Genomic DNA, 12,472 nt, shown 5'->3' with positions numbered 1-12,472 from the left:
CGTATTACACTCCACAGCTTGCGCAGCTGGTCGCATTCGACCTTTGGCCGTTTGGAATTCCAAACAGGATCGGGATAGCCCAGAGACAGGCCAAGCCAGCAGCGAGGTAGAGAAAGGCCATGCCCAGATCCTTCTGAGCCGAGACCAGGTAGGAGTTGCAGATCCTGACAGGTGCATGCGTGTACAGAAATCCCAGCACGCCCAGCATCGACAGCGCATTCGCCTTCAGAAACCCCCTCAGGACCGGGCCCAGCCTGGGCCAGGACACCCTTAGAGGAACGCCCAACAACAGTGGCAAGCTTAGGTATTTGGCAATTTCGCCCGTCGATGTCAGCGCCCAATCGACATTTCGCGGAAGCATCCAGAACAGAAAGACGGTTAAGGCGACAAGCAGCAATGGAACCGCCCATTCTTGCCGAACCTGCCTGTTCCAGGCTAACAAAACCCCGGCCAAAACCAGCAATGGCATCTGCACCAAGACATGCTGGATCGGGCTTTCAATGACCGCATAACGAAGTGCGACAGCTTCGGCCGCCGCGAGGAAGGCAAGACCAAGCAACTTCATGAGTTGCGCTCCTCCAAATGGTTTAGAACAGCGTCGATCGCATCGGTATCAAACACCGCCGAAAATCTGCCGTCGCTGTCAATCACATGGATCGCGGCATTGTGCTGAAACCCGCCCCACTCATCCGGGATGACGGTCACGTCAAACAGCTTCAACAATGCCGGTAAATCTTCTGACTTCGGCCGCGCGACGGTCCACATTTTGCCGTCCGCTTCATGAACCTCTCCGTAAGTCGCCATTTGCTCTGGTGTATCCCGCTCAGGATCGAAGCTGACCGAGATCATCCGGACGGGCACTTCACGCAGCTCCAGTTGATCCCGGATCTCGGCAAAATCCGCTGCAGCAATCTGACAGATGTCGCCACAGACAGTGTAGATGAACTCGACCAGAACCACCTCTTGCCCTTGCGGTGACAGAGGCAGCAACTGACCTGACATATCTTCCAGTTGCAGGGCTGGAACTGGACGTGGAGCGCGTTCCACATCCAGTCTCCGCGCGGCTTCGCTAGTGAATGCCTGCCCTCCGTCTGTGGCATGCCTGAGCATTCCCAGGCCCATGATTGCGACCAGAACCGATGGAAGAGCGCGCGCCATCATCAGCCGTTACTCCGCCCAAGACGCAACACAAAGCGCAAAACAAAAGCCAATGTTGCCAACACGATCAGCACGCTGAACAAAGTGCCTATACGGTCGTGCATCAGCCATTCTTCATAGTGCACTGCCCAACGGCGGGGAATCGAAGCCGCGCCAGAGAACAGAAACACTGTCACAAACCCAGCAGCACCCACGAGGTAGGTCACAAAGGCGACACGGTCCAACCCGCTCATCTGGGCGATCGTTTTGCCACGGACCAGCCAGGCCATGAAACCAAAAGCCATCGCCACCTCGCCCAGCAGCAGGTAGGTGTGAAAATGCCCCGGGACCCACATAGTGTTGTGCATCACCTTGTTCACGCTGATCATTCCGTCGATCGACGCGGGGATTGAGCCAACCGCCCAGCCTGCAACGGACAGAACCAGCAGCGAGGACGTCAGATCCCAGGGCATTTTTGAGCCGCGCACGTAGAGGAATGTGGAAAACGCCGTGACCGCAATGAGGGGAATGCCGCTGAAGTACGAGACCAATTGCCCGACCACCAGCATCCAGGGTGGCATGACCACATCCTGAAGCAGATGGTGCCAGTATACAGCCATCACGAAGATCAGTACGGCATTCCAGGCTATCGCAAACAATCGGTTCGATTTCCAAGGCTTACCGGTGTATTCCGGCAGGATTTCATAAACCGCAGTCACCGCCATATAGATCGAGGCATTGATGAAAACGTGGCCAAAGAAATAGATCAGGTTCTTGGCCAGCAGCGCATTAACTTCAAATCCCGGTACCAGCAGATGGACAAGGCTTGCCACCAAAACCGCTGCGCCCAGGATGATCCCGATCGAATTGAATACGGTCACTGCAGCTGCTGCGACGATGGTTGGCGGTGGAGGGTTCTTGTCCTCACGCCCAAGGATCAGGTTCCAGCCCAAGGCCCGTACAAGGCTACCATAGCGGGCATGAATCTGGCGACCGAGCTCCAGATAGTACAACAAAAATCCTACGCCGATCGAAACATATCCAAGCATAAACGCAGCCGCTGCACCTGCCTCCCACGCTCCGCCGGACATTGCCGGTAACGGATACAGGAATGTCCATGCGCCGCCATATCCGCCGATGAAGATCGAGCCCAAGATCAAGGCCACGCCCAACAAAAACAGGGCAAGGAATGCCCAAAAAATTCTTGGCGTCAGAACTATGTGACGTCCGCAAAAATACCACATGATCGCGGCGCCAGACAGCGCCGCTGTACCGACCATTCCGGCACCATGGGCCGTCAGGAGCTGATAGAACAATGCAGGATCCACTTCGAACCATTGACCCTGCGCGGCGCGCATGATCAGGCCAAAGACCATCATCAAGGCAAAAACCACGCCTGAAAGGATCATCGTGAGCTTGACCGCTCCGGTTTGAGGTTCAGCGGCGATTGATTTCCCCGCAAAAGGTTCAGATGCAGTGCTCATTCAGTCCTCCACCGCGACGACTTCGAATTCGTCGACCATGTCCTGATGCGCCACTCCGCAGAACTCCATGCACAGGATTTGGTAGGAGCCCGGATCATCGAACGTATACGTGACTTCGGTTGTGTAGCCCGGGATCACCTGGACCTGCGTCAGAAGGCGAAGATCTGAGGTGTAAATGCCCAATCCGTGGGTAACGTCTTCGGTCGTGGCGCTAAAATTTATGGGTATTCCAGCGGGGATCTCGACGGTGTCGATATCCCACCACCACTGCCCGCTGGTGATAGAGACGGTCAAGGCGTCGTCTGTGCTGGCTACGGCATGCGGCCACGGTCGCAATGTGCCAACCGCAACAATTACGCCGACAATCGTCATTGCCCAGATCAAGCCCGAACGTTTCGAGTTGGCCTTGGGTCCGGGTTCCGACCCATCCGAAGCCCGCACGGCCAACCAGAAGACAAGTGACAGCACTGCCATCAGGATCAGCGAGATCAATAACACAACGGGCTGCATGAGCCATCTCCTATATTAGGTATTATAAATACCCATTATAAAGGTAAGAAAAAGATGTCAATAAAATAGGCATTTTCAAAGCCTATTTTTTATGGGAAGAATAACTATGCAAATTACCAAGTTCTCCGACTATGCCCTGCGCATCCTGATCCATCTTGCCACCCACGAAGAAGGGTTGATGTCGACGCGTGAGATCGCGGCTATGCAAAACTTGCCCTTTAATCACCTGGCCAAGATCTCGCAGTGGCTTACACACGAGGGCTATGTAGAATCCATGCGTGGGCGCAACGGTGGTATGCGTATGGCCCTACCTCCCAATGCGATATCGATTGGCGGCCTACTACGAAAATCCGAACGCGGCACACCTTTGGTGGAATGCATGAAGGAAGACGGCGGCTGTTGTGTAATGACGCCCGCTTGTGGATTGTTGCCAATTCTGAACGAAGCTCAGGAGGCGTTTTTTGCTGCCTTGGACACCAAGACTTTACAGGACGTATTGGAAGGGAACCGTGGCATGAAAAACCTGATCCGAGCGTTGGAAGTCAGTCATGCGCTGGCATCAAGCGATTAATACGCAAACTGTAGTCCTATAATAATTTGATTGTTACTTGGCCGCGCCAGGCACAGCCTTTACAATCGCCTGTCCTTCCCATGCCTCGAAAGCCACGGAAAGGTGCCATGCCTTGAACCCGATGTAGCCGACCAGAAGGGCCAGTATCATCAGATACATTGCCCTTCGGAATCGTGGATTTTCTTCAACTTGGTGCATCTTCTGCATTCCACAGTAGATACAACGTGAGCATTCGAATCTGGGCGTCGCTCAGACGTCCTTCCCACGCAGGCATTACACCTTGCCGACCGTGATAAATGCTATGGTAAATCTCATCCCGGTCGCCTCCATAGATCCAGCGTTCATCACCCAGATCGGGCGCGCCGATTTCATAGCCCCCGCGCCCGTCACCGCCATGACAGGCCGCGCAGTTTTCTTCGAAGATCAATCTACCGGCGCCAGCCGCCGTCGCATCATGCTGCTTTCCAGAGAGGGCCAAGACAAATTCTGTAACCTCTTCAACCTGCTGCTTTTCGATCATGCCGTCTGCGCCAAACGCCAGCATCTGTGCAATCCGTGTATCGTCATGCTGCGCATTGATCCCATAGCGTATGGTCGCCTCAACCTCTTCCGGTGCGCCGGACCACAGCCAATGTCCGTCTACCAGATTGGGAAAACCAGGCTGCCCTTTCAGATCATTCCGGTGACAAGCGGCACAATTGTCAGCGTAAAGCTTGGAAATCGACGCGCTATACCTTGCCTCCAGTGTTGGGTCTGCGGCCAGTTCTTCGAGATCCTGTGACGCAAAAGGCGCAAATGTCATTTCACGATCAGCATTCGCTTGCTGAAGTTCTGCGACAACCTCTGATCGGGATGAATACCCCAACAGCCCTTTTGCATAGCCGCGCGCACCTGGGAAGGATGGGTAGAACACCCAAAACAGTGCTGCGATGATGATACTGATCCACAAAGCCCATCGGGCCGCCCAGGGAACAGGTGTGTCCAACTCTTTGATACCGTCCCACTCGTGGCCGGTCAGATCAGTACCGGAAATCGGATCCTTTTCCTTTAGCGCCACGGCTGATCCTCCTGATGGTCCAGCGGAGATTGCGCAGCGTCATCGTAGACTTTTCGCCGTGAGGGCCAGTAGGTCCAGACAACTGCGGCAAGGAAGACGACCAGCAGGTAGATTGCACCCCAGGTCTTGGAGAAGACAAGAACGGTATCATGTGTCATCGATTAATCTCCTCGTGATCTACCGAATCCAGATCGGCCAATGTGCCAAGAACCTGCAGATAGGCCACAAGGGCATCCATTTCCGTCAACTCACTCGGGTGCCCGTCGTAATCCCTGACCTGAACGTTTTCACCGTAACTTTCTTGCAGTTCACCTTCATAATATTGCTCGGCATCTGCTTGCCATGCAGCATCCTTTTCCGCATTTTCGATCTGAGCATCTGTGTAAGGCACCCCGGCGCGGCTAAGGGCTCTTAAAGAGGCAGGCAGGTGGCCTGTTTCCAGCCGCGCGTCAGACAAAAACGCATAACCAGGCATGATCGAGCCTTCCATCAGCTCTCGTGGCGCTTCCAGATGCGCCACATGCCATGCGTCAGAGTATTTACCGCCAACTCGCGCCAAGTCCGGCCCTGTACGTTTCGAGCCCCATTGGAACGGGTGGTCATACATGCTTTCGGCGGCCAGGCTGTAGTGCCCATAGCGTTCGATGTCCGACCGTAGGGTGCGGATCATTTGACTGTGGCAGGCATAGCAGCCCTCGCGCACATAAATATCGCGCCCTGCCAGTTCCAGCGGAGTGTAGGGCCGCATGCCGTCGACTTCTTCCACCGTGTTTTCGATGGTGAACAAAGGGGCGATTTCAACAATGCCACCGATTGATGCAACCAGCAGGATGGCCATCGCAAAGCCAAGTGAGTGGCGTTCGAGCTTTTGGTGTTGTGTACTCATGGGCTGCTACTCCGCCGGCTGGACCAAAGGTCCGGATTGCCTGGTCTCGGCTTGCCGCGGCCCACTGACCGTCATGTAGATGTTGTATGCACCGATGCACGCTCCGATCAGATACAGCAGCCCCCCGATCGCACGGGCGACATAGTAAGGATGCATTGCGATCACACTGTCGAGGAAGGAATAAAGAAACGCCCCATCCGCATCATAGGTCTGCCACATCAGCGATTGTGTGATGCCACTGTTCCACATAGCGCCGACGTAAATCAGCGTCCCGCTCAGGGCGAGCCAGAAGTGCCATGCCTCCAGCCGCAATGAATACACGCCATCTCGTTTCCAAATCCAGGGCACCATTTTATACATGGCACCAAAGGTGATGAAGGCGACCCAGCCCAACGCGCCGGCATGTACGTGGCCGACGGTCCAATCCGTGTAGTGGCTCAGCGAATTGACCGGACGGATCGCCATGAACGACCCTTCGAATGTCGACAGTCCGTAGAACAGAATCGCGACCATCATAAACCGGACCGCCGGATCCGTCCGGACCTTATCCCAAGCCCCGTTGATCGTAAGGATTCCGTTGAACACAGAGGCCCAGCTGGGGACCAGCAGGATGATCGACATGGTCATGCCAAGGTACTGAACCCAGTCCGGTAATGCCGTGTAGTGAAGGTGATGTGAACCAGCCCAGAGATACAGGAAGGTGATCCCCCAGAAGCCAACAATTGACATTCGGTAAGAGTAGATTGGCCGGTTCACAGCTTTGGGCAAGAAGTAATACAGCATCCCCAGGAACCCGGCGGTCAGCAGGAAGCCAACAGCATTGTGCCCATACCACCATTGCGTCATTGCATCCTGTGTGCCGGAAAACAGCGAGTAGCTTTTGGGATAGGCTATGGAAACCGGAACCGAGAGGTTGTTCACCGTATGCAGCATCGCGATGACGACGATGAAGGCCAGGTAGTACCAGTTAGCCACATAGATATGCGGTTCGGCTCGGCGAGAGAGCGTCTTTAGGTACAGACCAAGATAACCAACCCAGACGATCAGCAAAACCAGATCCATATACCATTCCGGTTCGGCATATTCCTTGGATTGGGTGATCCCCAAGGGGTAGCCGGTCGCCGCAAGGACCATGAACAGATTGTACCCCCAGAACACCATCCAGGGCAGCGATTCACTGGCCAATCTGGCGCGCGAGGTACGTTGGACCACATAAAACGATGTCGCGATTAACGCGTTGCCGCCAAAACCAAAAATCACGGCAGATGTATGAACCGGGCGCAACCGGCCGAAGTTCGACCAGAACATATCACCGTTCAGTGCTGGAAACGCCAACTGCCAGGCGAGGATATCGCCAACCGTGAACCCTATGATTGCCCAAATCAGCGCGGCGATGACACCAAACCGAATGACCTTGTCATTGTATTCTAAAGGGATGTCCTTTGGGGCCTCGCTCAAACGGTTGATCATCCACATCAACCCCCAACCAGCGGCTATTGCGATCAACCAACCATGCAGCACGTAGGCGGTAGGAACCCCCCAGCCAAGTATGGCTACGCCACCGACAAAGATCAAAGCAAGGGCACACAGGACGGCAGCATCCTCAAGAAAACTCTCACGCTGCATCGGGCGCCTCCTGCCGGTGGAAGCGTACTTCAAACTCGACTTCGCCAATCGGATTCACCGAATGAGTTTCCTGTGGTGCGAACACAGCAGTATCCCCTGCGCCCAGAACTAGGTCATCCTTGTCATCCCGGCACAGTAGAAGCTGCCCATGTTGCACAGCCAATTGACCCCAGACATCCGCTTTGGTGCTGTGATCTTTGCGCAGCTTTTCTGGCAATGTCTCATGCGTAAACCGCGAGGTCGCATAGTGCACCACGCCTTTTGGAAGCGCTTCGGTCATTTATGCATCTCCATGAAAAAGCTCGACATAAGCATGCCAGGTCGCGTACCCGAGCAATGGGAACACCACGACCAAACCCAGTAGCCCGGACAGTATTCCAACCAAAGTCAAAAGAGTGATGATGGCTCCCCAGCACAAGCAAAGCTTGAAGTTGTGAGTGGTGGCGTTAAAGCTGAGCCCCATAGCCGAGAAGCCATCGATCTGGCGGTCGATCAGCATTGGCAATGAAAACGCTGACACCGCAAACCCTAATGCCGCAAACAGCCCCCCAACGAATGATCCTGCGATCAACAGCGCCCATCCTGATGACGTAGTAATCAGCAAAAGCAGCGTATCTGCGAAGCTTGAGAATGGGCGCAGCCCGTAGACTATGGCGAACATAACTGTGGCCGCGCGAATCCAGATTAGGGCAAAAACCATCAGTATGACGCCCACCAACGTAATCTGACCCGTGGCCGCTCTGAGCCCTGTTTTACCGCTTGCTACGGAATAAAGACCAATCGTTGCAAGTGGTCCGACCAAAACGCCGCCAGCTAGCAAAGGCAACAAAACCCAACCAAGATCGTTGAGCATCAGGGCCGCAACGCAAACCCACCCCAGAACTACGAGTGAACCACCGTAAAGCAAGGAATATCCCGGGTTGCGTTTCACGTCGCCCCAGCCCGCCTGCAGCCAACGTTTGACAACGCGTGCCGGAGGATCAGAGATGACCTGAGCTTTGGTATAGACAGGGACCGTCATGACAACACCGGCGGAGCGTCAGCCTCTCGACGAAAGTTCTCAATTCCGAATGACAAGCCCTTACCGATCCTCCTGGCCAAATGTGAGAACGCTTCGGCGGTTGCAGGTTTAAGGGCTTTTTTTGCGGTGTCTTCGAACAGGTCGAGCCACAGGCGAAAATGTTCTGGCAGGATTTCAGAGTTCGCCAGGTGAACCTGCATCGGGTTACCCGAATAGCCTGTCTCTCGTAGAATGGCGCCGCGCCAAAAGGCTGCGATCTTTTCTTCGTGTTCCGGCCAATCTTCGATTGCCCTGTCAAATACCGGCCCCAGATCAGGATGCACTCTGATGCGCGCATAGAACCGGTTGACCAAAGTCGCGATTTCATCCGCTGTGATGTCAAACATATGTGGCCGAATTGGCATGGTACGAGTCATCGGATCTACCTTAACGATACGCCTCACTATCTGCGCACAATAATAGGTATTGTCAATACCTATTATCGTGTGAATGGTACGACCTACATCAAGGGGAAAGGCGCGTGGGTCTATCTTTACCCAGCCGTCGACATCCACAGCAAAACGCTCGACGGAATAGAAGTGGTTCACATAATCCGCAAAGGACAAATCACGCCCGGTGTCTGTCCGTTTCGGCAATTTAAGGAGCTGTCGGCTTAGTCCGCCGGTGCAAAGATATCACTGTGGCAAGTTAAAACTTCGCAACAGATCCCGTCCGGTTTATTGCGCCGATGATAACCTGATTTGCCGACGGAAGCCGGCAGGTGAGAGGCCGATTTCCCTCTTGAAAACGCGTGCAAAAGCAGAATCCGATGCGTATCCAGCGCGTTCTGCCGCATCCGAAACAGAACTTGATGGGTCAGTAAGACAGCGTTTGGCGATCTCCAGCCGCCAAGCTGTTACGTATTGCATTGGCGACATCGCCATCTTTTTCTGAAACTGAACGGCAAAGTTTGTTCGTGACATGCCTGCAATGCGCGCCATTGTTTCTATCGTCCAGGATGCGCTTGGATCCTTGTGAAACGCGTCAAGAGCCCGAGCCAGATGGTGATCAGAGAATCCGTTCAAGCCCCACCTCGAGGATTCGTCACTTTCCACAAACGAACGTATGGCCTGCGCAAGTATGGCTTCTGACATCTTCAAAGCAATGAGATCGCCACCGAGGCGAAGACCCCCGGCCTCATCTCCGATCATGCGCAGTGTCGCCTCCATCCATTTTCCAGCGGATTCCCCGTAATTCCTGAGGTGAATGATCGGTGGAAGGCGTTCCAACAGTATATGTTTTGCATGAGGGTCGAATGAAAAATGGCCGCAGATAAGTTGCGTGTCACGTTCATCGCCGTCGCCGCCGTAAACCAGAACCCCAGTCCCAGTGTATCCCGACCGTTCGATGACCGTGTCCAGCGGCAAAACTGCATCTCTCGTTTCAGCCGCGCAGTACAACTTGTGTGACGCGCCATGCGGAACAATCAACAGATCGCCCTGCTCCAGCCCCACCACTTTTTCATATCCTTCAACTTCGATCAGGCAATTGCCCCTATGAGCAAAATGAAATCGGGCGACGTTATTGAACTTGGGAACTTCAATCCCCCAAGGGGTGGTCAACGAAGTTCGAAAATAGAGCGCGCCTTGAACAGACAGTTTCGTAAGGATATCGCTAAGCAAATCAAGCATGCATTTTCATGGCAGTATTTGGCGTTTTTGTACAGTAGCTTGAACGATCTGCACAGAAAATCGAACGTTCCCGCATATATCTCACTTCCCGGTTCGGATTACTCCTATTGCCATCGTAACACTCAGTGGAGTCTCCAAAATGAAGAAACTGATTTCCGCATTTGCTGTGGCACTTGCCATGACTGGCGCTCAAGCCTCTGCGCAGGACGTCGCCGAGATGAGCGATCTCGAATACGCTCACATTGCCTATACGGCCGATAACATCGACATTCGGTATGCCTATCTGGCGCTGGCTTTGTCGTCGAACCCCGACATCCATGAATTCGCAAACACGATGATCCGCGACCATACTGCCGTGAACGAAGCGGCCTTGGGCCTGCTCGAAAAACTGGGCGCGTCAGCGCAGGACAATGCGTTCAGCCAAACGCTGAATGCCAATGCCGAAGAGATCATCGATGGCTTCGTCAAGCTGCGTGGAGCAGAGTTTGATGCCGCTTATGCAGCCAATGAATTGGCCTATCACCAGGCGGTGAATGATCTGGTGGAGAACACAATGATCCCCAATATCGTCAATGCCGAGGTGAAGGCTCTGTTCGAGCAGGGACTTGAGATCTTTAAAGCCCATGAAGGCCACGCCGAAATGATGGTCGAGGCACTGCAGTGATGGGAAAAGCCCATTCACGCCGTCGCGTAATGGTTGGAGCGGTCGCATCGGCGGCCGTTCTCGCTTTAACCCGAACGCGGGCCCTGGCGGCAGAACCAGTAGTCCACGAAGTCAGCATCAAAGCATTCGCATTCACGCCAAAGCTTCTGAACGTGTCTGTTGGTGATACCATTCAATGGACCAATGAAGATCTGGCGCCACATACGGCCACGGCAGATGAGTTCGGATGGGACACTGGGGAGATCCCAAACGGTGTCAGCGCCAAAGTTGAGGTTACTAAAGGTATGGAAACAAAATATTTCTGTGCGTTTCATCCACATATGAAGGGAACAATAGTGATCATGTGATTTGACTCATTGGATCGACTGAACGAAAGCGGACTATGATGCAGGGCGCAGCATATGGAGCTTTGGGCTTCGCGCCTTCCAGCTTCTGTTGGGGCACACAAAGATGGACAGCACGGTCAGGTATCTTGGTGTTGAACTTGAAGATGCCCTGGCTATTGCTGAAGCCATTGAAATACAATATCTCTGGGCCGCTCTCGCAGGCAGCCCGATGCGGACCGTCATCGCAACTTCAAGTGCTGCGATGCAGTGTTCTCAAAATCCGGCGATGGTCACGAGCAATATGCGACTTCACTGCACGGAAGTGAATGAGTGCTTTTATTGGCATATTCTTTCGACAGAAACTCGGGTGACTCGAAGAAAGTGGATTTCTGTCTGGCAAACACTGTTTTGTGTTCTGACACCCTATCCACTAGGGATGGTGTTGCATTTAGCAGGAAGCGAGCCGACCTATGCATAACATCATTGCACGAAGAAACTTCGCCGTTGCGGTAGCCGAAGAGGCGGGCGCGCTTGCACTAGAGTATTTTGCTTCCAGAGACACCTTGGTCATTGATCAAAAAGGCGCACAAGACTGGGTCAGCGAGGCGGATCGCAACGTCGAAACCTTCATTCGTCAAAAGATTATGAACTCTTTTCCCGATGATGGGATTTATGGCGAAGAACACGCCGAAAAAGCTGGCTCCAGCGGTTTTGACTGGGTGATCGATCCGATTGATGGGACAACGAACTTCGTCAATGGCATTCCGGCCTGGACGATTGTCTTAGCGGGCGTCTCAGACAGTCAGACGCAGGTCGGTGTGATTTTCGAGCCAAACGTTGGTGAAACTTACGTGGCGGTCCGAGGCGAAGGTGCCACTTTGAATGGACACGCCATGCAGGTTGCCTCAAGCGTGGAACTTGCAAGTGGAACCGTCTCAATTGGCTATTCGAACCGGGTCGAAGCATCAAAGGTCATTCCGGTGATTGCGGCCCTTATCGAACGTGGCGCTCTCTATCATCGCAATGCAAGCGGTGCGCTTTCGCTGGCCTATGTCGCGGCGGGACGTCTATTGGGGTACATTGAAGAGCACATGAACGCCTGGGATTGCCTCGCCGGTCAGTTGATGATCGCCGAAGCAGGTGGCGAGATCGAGGATCAAGACGCCGACGGGATGATCCGGGACGGTGGTCGCGTGATCGCTGGCACACCGGCCGTGTTCGAGACCTTGAAAATGATCTGCGACGACGCTTGGAACGAATGACGTCGTTCAGGTAATCGGGCTCGACCCGAATTCAGGTTGAAGAGTTTTAATATCCGCGCGCCAGAAGTGGCCCTGCCCAGGTTGCACAAACAGCCGATCGATTTTCTTCCCTGCAAGATGGCATCAAAGCGGTGTTCCGACCGCGCCGTGGTTTAAAATGGCCAAGTCTCTTCTGTCGTGGTTTTTGACGATTGACAGGACTGTTCGAACGATACGCAGTTGCGCAGCATGGGCAGTTTCCCAACTGCAGAAGCTGGA

General features: G+C 54.0%; 17 protein-coding genes and 1 pseudogene. 5 read left to right on the top strand and 13 right to left on the bottom strand.

Annotated features, from left to right (window positions below; all coding sequences use genetic code 11):
* Positions 1 to 4: 4 nt before the first annotated feature.
* From AC2FH0_RS09140 to AC2FH0_RS09125, 4 genes are read right to left on the bottom strand one after another with little or no spacing between them, the layout of a single operon-like run.
* Positions 5 to 565: a hypothetical protein gene (locus tag AC2FH0_RS09140; RefSeq protein ID WP_496789138.1), complete on the bottom strand. Its 561-nt coding sequence runs from the start codon at positions 563 to 565 to the stop codon at positions 5 to 7.
* Positions 562 to 1,158 carry an SCO family protein gene (locus AC2FH0_RS09135; protein ID WP_496789137.1) on the bottom strand — a complete coding sequence of 199 codons (597 nt, stop codon included), beginning with the start codon at positions 1,156 to 1,158 and terminating at the stop codon, positions 562 to 564. The genes AC2FH0_RS09140 and AC2FH0_RS09135 overlap by 4 nt, the downstream gene beginning before the upstream one ends.
* Before the next feature lie 2 nt (positions 1,159 to 1,160).
* Complete coding sequence (locus AC2FH0_RS09130; RefSeq protein ID WP_496789135.1) at positions 1,161 to 2,621, bottom strand: cbb3-type cytochrome c oxidase subunit I; 1,461 nt, start codon at positions 2,619 to 2,621, stop codon at positions 1,161 to 1,163.
* Positions 2,622 to 3,131, bottom strand: coding sequence for a cupredoxin domain-containing protein (locus AC2FH0_RS09125; protein WP_496789134.1), 510 nt, complete (start codon positions 3,129 to 3,131; stop codon positions 2,622 to 2,624).
* Positions 3,132 to 3,237: 106 nt separating this feature from the next.
* On the opposite strand from AC2FH0_RS09125, the gene AC2FH0_RS09120 reads away from it, so the two are divergent.
* Entirely contained in the window at positions 3,238 to 3,702 is a 465-nt protein-coding gene (locus AC2FH0_RS09120) for an RrF2 family transcriptional regulator (RefSeq protein WP_281973916.1), read from the top strand.
* A gap of 33 nt (positions 3,703 to 3,735) precedes the next feature.
* On the opposite strand, the gene AC2FH0_RS09115 is transcribed toward AC2FH0_RS09120, so the two are convergent.
* From AC2FH0_RS09115 to AC2FH0_RS09075, 9 genes are all read right to left on the bottom strand, one after another.
* A complete protein-coding gene (locus AC2FH0_RS09115) occupies positions 3,736 to 3,861 on the bottom strand; it encodes a hypothetical protein (RefSeq protein ID WP_496678063.1) in 126 nt (41 codons plus the stop codon).
* Between the two features lie 25 nt (positions 3,862 to 3,886).
* Entirely contained in the window at positions 3,887 to 4,759 is an 873-nt protein-coding gene (gene ccoP, locus AC2FH0_RS09110) for a cytochrome-c oxidase, cbb3-type subunit III (protein ID WP_496789132.1), read from the bottom strand.
* The gene (locus tag AC2FH0_RS09105; protein WP_281973918.1) at positions 4,750 to 4,917 is read right to left on the bottom strand and encodes a cbb3-type cytochrome c oxidase subunit 3; all 168 of its coding nucleotides are present in this window, start codon (positions 4,915 to 4,917) and stop codon (positions 4,750 to 4,752) included. Before AC2FH0_RS09105 ends, ccoP begins: the two co-directional genes overlap by 10 nt.
* The gene (gene ccoO, locus AC2FH0_RS09100) at positions 4,914 to 5,645 is read right to left on the bottom strand and encodes a cytochrome-c oxidase, cbb3-type subunit II (protein ID WP_496696623.1); all 732 of its coding nucleotides are present in this window, start codon (positions 5,643 to 5,645) and stop codon (positions 4,914 to 4,916) included. The genes AC2FH0_RS09105 and ccoO overlap by 4 nt, the downstream gene beginning before the upstream one ends.
* Positions 5,646 to 5,651: 6 nt before the next feature.
* The gene (gene ccoN, locus AC2FH0_RS09095; RefSeq protein WP_496789131.1) at positions 5,652 to 7,271 is read right to left on the bottom strand and encodes a cytochrome-c oxidase, cbb3-type subunit I; all 1,620 of its coding nucleotides are present in this window, start codon (positions 7,269 to 7,271) and stop codon (positions 5,652 to 5,654) included.
* Positions 7,261 to 7,551, bottom strand: coding sequence for a TehB-like domain-containing protein (locus tag AC2FH0_RS09090; RefSeq protein ID WP_496705629.1), 291 nt, complete (start codon positions 7,549 to 7,551; stop codon positions 7,261 to 7,263). Before AC2FH0_RS09090 ends, ccoN begins: the two co-directional genes overlap by 11 nt.
* Positions 7,552 to 8,292: a DUF2189 domain-containing protein gene (locus AC2FH0_RS09085; RefSeq protein WP_496789129.1), complete on the bottom strand. Its 741-nt coding sequence runs from the start codon at positions 8,290 to 8,292 to the stop codon at positions 7,552 to 7,554.
* Positions 8,289 to 8,927, bottom strand: coding sequence for a group III truncated hemoglobin (locus tag AC2FH0_RS09080; RefSeq protein ID WP_496789127.1), 639 nt, complete (start codon positions 8,925 to 8,927; stop codon positions 8,289 to 8,291). Before AC2FH0_RS09080 ends, AC2FH0_RS09085 begins: the two co-directional genes overlap by 4 nt.
* A gap of 81 nt (positions 8,928 to 9,008) precedes the next feature.
* The gene (locus AC2FH0_RS09075; protein ID WP_496708933.1) at positions 9,009 to 9,962 is read right to left on the bottom strand and encodes an AraC family transcriptional regulator; all 954 of its coding nucleotides are present in this window, start codon (positions 9,960 to 9,962) and stop codon (positions 9,009 to 9,011) included.
* A 139-nt stretch (positions 9,963 to 10,101) separates the two neighbouring features.
* Here AC2FH0_RS09075 and AC2FH0_RS09070 point away from each other — a divergent pair, with 139 nt between their 5' ends.
* The 4 genes and pseudogenes from AC2FH0_RS09070 (at position 10,102) to AC2FH0_RS09055 (ending at position 12,214) form a co-directional block, all read left to right on the top strand.
* Complete coding sequence (locus AC2FH0_RS09070; protein WP_496789126.1) at positions 10,102 to 10,626, top strand: DUF4142 domain-containing protein; 525 nt, start codon at positions 10,102 to 10,104, stop codon at positions 10,624 to 10,626.
* A gap of 29 nt (positions 10,627 to 10,655) precedes the next feature.
* Positions 10,656 to 10,973 carry a cupredoxin domain-containing protein gene (locus AC2FH0_RS09065; protein ID WP_496692019.1) on the top strand — a complete coding sequence of 106 codons (318 nt, stop codon included), beginning with the start codon at positions 10,656 to 10,658 and terminating at the stop codon, positions 10,971 to 10,973.
* A gap of 67 nt (positions 10,974 to 11,040) precedes the next feature.
* Positions 11,041 to 11,148, top strand: a pseudogene (locus tag AC2FH0_RS09060) (integrase); the annotation flags it as partial.
* A gap of 274 nt (positions 11,149 to 11,422) precedes the next feature.
* Complete coding sequence (locus AC2FH0_RS09055) at positions 11,423 to 12,214, top strand: inositol monophosphatase family protein (RefSeq protein WP_496701367.1); 792 nt, start codon at positions 11,423 to 11,425, stop codon at positions 12,212 to 12,214.
* The last annotated feature ends 258 nt before the right edge of the window (positions 12,215 to 12,472 follow it).

Source organism: Ruegeria sp. CDSC051 (assembly GCF_059610665.1).
This window is presented reverse-complemented; position numbering and strand designations above follow the sequence as displayed.

Bases quoted from the DNA above. Each gene is read 5' to 3' on its own strand.
- AC2FH0_RS09140 (WP_496789138.1), bottom strand. From the start codon at position 565: ATGAAGTTGCTTGGTCTTGCCTTCCTCGCGGCGGCCGAAGCTGTCGCA.
- AC2FH0_RS09135 (WP_496789137.1), bottom strand. From the start codon at position 1,158: ATGGCGCGCGCTCTTCCATCGGTTCTGGTCGCAATCATGGGCCTGGGA.
- AC2FH0_RS09130 (WP_496789135.1), bottom strand. From the start codon at position 2,621: ATGAGCACTGCATCTGAACCTTTTGCGGGGAAATCAATCGCCGCTGAA.
- AC2FH0_RS09125 (WP_496789134.1), bottom strand. From the start codon at position 3,131: ATGCAGCCCGTTGTGTTATTGATCTCGCTGATCCTGATGGCAGTGCTG.
- AC2FH0_RS09120 (WP_281973916.1), top strand. From the start codon at position 3,238: ATGCAAATTACCAAGTTCTCCGACTATGCCCTGCGCATCCTGATCCAT.
- AC2FH0_RS09115 (WP_496678063.1), bottom strand. From the start codon at position 3,861: ATGTATCTGATGATACTGGCCCTTCTGGTCGGCTACATCGGGTTCAAG.
- AC2FH0_RS09105 (WP_281973918.1), bottom strand. From the start codon at position 4,917: ATGACACATGATACCGTTCTTGTCTTCTCCAAGACCTGGGGTGCAATC.
- ccoO (WP_496696623.1), bottom strand. From the start codon at position 5,645: ATGAGTACACAACACCAAAAGCTCGAACGCCACTCACTTGGCTTTGCG.
- ccoN (WP_496789131.1), bottom strand. From the start codon at position 7,271: ATGCAGCGTGAGAGTTTTCTTGAGGATGCTGCCGTCCTGTGTGCCCTT.
- AC2FH0_RS09090 (WP_496705629.1), bottom strand. From the start codon at position 7,551: ATGACCGAAGCGCTTCCAAAAGGCGTGGTGCACTATGCGACCTCGCGG.
- AC2FH0_RS09085 (WP_496789129.1), bottom strand. From the start codon at position 8,292: ATGACGGTCCCTGTCTATACCAAAGCTCAGGTCATCTCTGATCCTCCG.
- AC2FH0_RS09075 (WP_496708933.1), bottom strand. From the start codon at position 9,962: ATGCTTGATTTGCTTAGCGATATCCTTACGAAACTGTCTGTTCAAGGC.
- AC2FH0_RS09070 (WP_496789126.1), top strand. From the start codon at position 10,102: ATGAAGAAACTGATTTCCGCATTTGCTGTGGCACTTGCCATGACTGGC.
- AC2FH0_RS09065 (WP_496692019.1), top strand. From the start codon at position 10,656: ATGGTTGGAGCGGTCGCATCGGCGGCCGTTCTCGCTTTAACCCGAACG.
- AC2FH0_RS09055 (WP_496701367.1), top strand. From the start codon at position 11,423: ATGCATAACATCATTGCACGAAGAAACTTCGCCGTTGCGGTAGCCGAA.